The sequence below is a fragment of the Rhodoplanes roseus genome (assembly GCF_003258865.1).
Lineage (GTDB): Bacteria > Pseudomonadota > Alphaproteobacteria > Rhizobiales > Xanthobacteraceae > Rhodoplanes > Rhodoplanes roseus.
This window is the reverse complement of sequence record NZ_NPEX01000413.1, coordinates 1-3,803: the sequence shown is the minus strand read 5'-3', so window position 1 is coordinate 3,803 and position 3,803 is coordinate 1. Positions and strand designations below refer to the sequence as shown.

Below are 3,803 nucleotides of genomic sequence, written 5' to 3'. Positions count from 1 at the left end.
GGGTGGACGCGCGGTCACCCCACTCCGACCGCTGCGCGGTCGACCCTCCCCCTCCAGGGGAGGGGTGGGCCCGTGCCCGGCGCTGGTTTTGCTCCTACCCCTTCGCCCCGCCGGTGTCCGGAGTCAGCCCGACCGCCTCGATGCCGGCGACGGCGCAGACCTCGTCGCGGTCCGAGGTGTCGCCCGAGATGCCGACCGCACCGATGACGGCGCCGCTGGCCTCGCGGATCAGCACGCCCGACGGAACCGGCACGACGCGGCCACCGCTCGCCGCCATCAGGGCGTTGACGAAGGCCGGATTGGCCTTCGCCCGCTCCAGATAGGCGCGCGAGCCGAAGCCCATGCCGAGCGCACCCCAGGCCTTCCCGAACGCCACCTCGAACCGCATGATCCCCGACCCGTCCTCGCGCTTCGCCGCGACCAGATGGCCGCCGGCGTCGAGCACCACGACGGTGAGCGGATCACACGCCGTCTCGCGCCCTTTCGCGAGCGCCGCGTCGACGATGGTGCTGGCCTGCGACAAACCGACCGATGACATGCCTGCTCCCCTGTGGTGACGGCGCCGCGCCCGGACGGCCGGGCTTCATACAGAGTATCGAGAGAGCGCCGGGGCGCCGTCTGCATTGTGCGCAGGGCACGATAGGCGATCGTTCCACGCATAGAAAGGTCCCTTGATAGCCGGCCCGCCGACCGTATAGCGTCGTGACACGACGTCCTCGTGCGTTCCGTTCCGCCCACCTGGACCACCAAGCAAGATCATTCCGGCAAGAACCGACCGACGGTGTCGGAACGGAGGGGAGAGAAGACCATGGCGCGATCGAAGGGCGCGGTCGGCATCGTCGGCCTCGGCATCATGGGCGGCGCGTTCGCCAAGAACCTGGTCGCGGCCGGCTGGCGCGTCACCGGCTACGACATCGATCCGGCGCGCCGCCGCACGATGGCGCGGCTCGGCGTGACGATCGCGCCCGACATCGCAGCGACCGCCGCGGCGGCGCCGTTCGTGATCACCAGCCTGCCGAGCCCGCAGGCCTTGCGCGACGTCGTCGACGCGATCGTCGCGGCGAAGCTGCCGGGCAAGATCATCGCCGAGGCCTCGACCTTCACGCTGGACGACAAGATCGCGGCCGAGACCGCGCTGCGCAAGGCCGGCCACACGCTGCTCGACACGCCGATGAGCGGCACCGGCGCGCAGGCCGCCGTGAAGGATCTCGTGGTGCTCGCCTCCGGCGACAGCAAGGCGATCAAGACGGCCCGGCCGATGCTGGAGGGCTTTTCGCGCGTCGTCTACGATCTCGGCGTGTTCGGCAACGGCAGCCGGATGAAATACGTCGCCAATCTGCTGGTCGCCATCCACAACGTGGCGAGCGCCGAGGCCATGGTGCTGGCCATGAAGGCGGGGCTCGATCCCAAGCAGGTGGTCGAGGTGATCAAGGCCGGCGCCGGGACGTCGCGCATGTTCGAGGCGAGGGCGCCCATGATGGCGGCCGACAAGTACGAGCCGCCGACCATGAAGATCAAGGTGTGGCAGAAGGACATGGACGTGATCGGCGCATTCGCCGACAGCCTCGGCGTTCCGACACCGACCTTCAACGCCACCATGCCGATCTACGCGGCGGCGCGTTCGCTCGGGCTCGGCATGCAGGACACCGGTGCCGTGTGCACGGTGCTGGAGGGCCTCGCCGGCGTGAAGCGGAGCAAGACACGACGCAAGCGCTGACGGCTTGCGCCATCCGGGCGGCATCGCCCCGTCGACGAGACCGACAAGAGTCCGCGACGACCACGACAGGGAGAGAGACATGGACACCAAGACGGACGCCACGATCGTCCCGCGCTCGGAGACGCGCGACGGCATGCGGATCGACTGGAACGTTCCGATCACGATGGACGACGGCGTGGTGCTGCGCGCCGACGTCTTTGGCCCGGCGAGGCCCGGCAAATATCCCGTCATCCTCAGCTACGGCCCCTACGCCAAGGGGCTGGCCTTCCAGGACGGCTATCCGAGCGCCTGGAACCGGATGGTGGAGCAGCATCCCGACGTGACGGCGGGGTCGTCGAACCTCTACCAGAGCTGGGAGGTGGTCGACCCGGAGAAGTGGGTGCCGCACGACTATGTCTGCGTGCGCGTCGACTCGCGCGGCTGCGGCTGCTCGCCCGGCACCATCGACCACTGGTCGCCGCGCGAGACCAAGGACTTTCACGACTGCATCGAATGGGCCGGCGTGCAGGACTGGTCGAACGGCAAGGTCGGCCTCTCCGGCATCTCCTACTACGCCATCAACCAGTGGCACGTCGCCGGCCTGCAGCCGCCGCATCTCGCCGCCATGTGCGTCTGGGAGGGCTGCGCCGACTTCTACCGCGAGATGACGCATCACGGCGGCATCCTCTGCACGTTCCCCAAGAACTGGTACGACATGCAGGTGAAGACCGTGCAGTACGGCCTCGGCCGGCGCGGCGCCAAGAGCCGCGCCACGGGCGAGCCGGTGTGCGGGGCGGAGGAGCTCTCCGACGAGGAGCTCGCCAGGAACCGCTGCGACTTCGGCGCCGAGATCCTCTCGCATCCGCTCGACGACGACTACCACAAGGCGCGCACCGCCGTGTGGGAGAAGGTCACGGTGCCGTTCCTCTCGGCCGCCAACTGGGGCGGCCAGCCGCTGCATCCGCGCGGCAATTTCGAGGGCTTCTACCGCGCAGCCTCCAAGGAGAAGTGGCTGGAGGTGCACGGCATCGAGCACTGGACGCACTTCTACACCGACTACGGCCGCGAGCTGCAGCTCAAGTTCTTCGACCATGTCCTGCACGGCAAGGACAACGGCTGGCGCGACCAGCCGCCTGTCTTCCTGCAGGTGCGCCACGTCGACAAGTTCGTGCCGCGCGCCGAATCCGAGTGGCCGCTCGCCCGCACGCAGTGGACGCGGCTGCATCTCGATCCGACCACCGGAACGCTGGGGCGCGAGCCCTCCGGACGCGAGAGCCGGGTGAGCTTCGCGGCGCTCGGCGACGGCGTGACGTTTCTCACGGCGCCGTTCACGGCGGAGTCCGAGATCACCGGTCCGATGGCGGCGAAGCTGTTCGTCTCCTCCACCACGGCGGACGCCGACCTGTTCCTGGTCGTGCGGGCGTTCTCGCCCGACATGAAGGAGGTGACGTTCCAGGGCGCCATCGATCCGCACACGCCGGTGGCGCAGGGCTGGCTGCGCGCCTCGCACCGCAAGCTCGACCGCAAGCTGTCGGAGCCGTGGCGGCCGTATCATGCGCACGACGAGAAGCAACCGCTGACGCCGGGCGAGATCTACGAGCTCGACATCGAGGTGTGGCCGACCTCGATCGTGATCCCGGCGGGTTACCGGCTCGGCCTCACGGTGCGCGGAAAGGATTATGTCTGGCCGGGCGGCAGCGGCGGCCGGCTCTCCAACTTCAAGAACGAGCTGACCGGTTGCGGCCCGTTCCTGCACGACGATCCCGACGACCGCCCGGCCGACGTGTTCGGCGGCACCACGACGCTGCACGTGACCGGCACCAAGCAGAGCTGGCTTCTGGTGCCCTTCATCCCGGCGCCGGCCGGCGCGGTGCAGAAGGTCGAGCCGGCCGTCGCGGGCGTGACGAGCCCGGTGCACGGCGTGAGCGGCCGCGGCGGCGCCGTGAAGGGACGGTAGCGGGCGCCCGCGCCGGCCGTTTCCCGCTCCGCGCATCCGGTGTAGCGTGCCGCCGGCACGCCGCACCGTCGCGGCGGGAGGAGGACTGCCTCGTGACGCACCGGATCGGACCCGCCCTGGCGCTCGGCGCCGCTCTCGCGCTGGCGGCCT

General features: G+C 69.8%; 3 protein-coding genes. 2 read left to right on the top strand and 1 reads right to left on the bottom strand.

Annotated features, from left to right (window positions below):
* Positions 1-94 precede the first annotated feature (94 nt).
* Positions 95-538 (bottom strand): GlcG/HbpS family heme-binding protein, encoded by a 444-nt coding sequence (locus CH341_RS29260; protein ID WP_111422818.1) that lies wholly within the window; start codon positions 536-538, stop codon positions 95-97.
* 270 nt (positions 539-808) lie between these two features.
* On the opposite strand from CH341_RS29260, the gene CH341_RS29255 reads away from it, so the two are divergent.
* Entirely contained in the window at positions 809-1,717 is a 909-nt protein-coding gene (locus CH341_RS29255) for an NAD(P)-dependent oxidoreductase (protein WP_111422816.1), read from the top strand.
* 79 nt (positions 1,718-1,796) lie between these two features.
* Positions 1,797-3,653: a CocE/NonD family hydrolase gene (locus tag CH341_RS29250; protein WP_170149857.1), complete on the top strand. Its 1,857-nt coding sequence runs from the start codon at positions 1,797-1,799 to the stop codon at positions 3,651-3,653.
* The last annotated feature ends 150 nt before the right edge of the window (positions 3,654-3,803 follow it).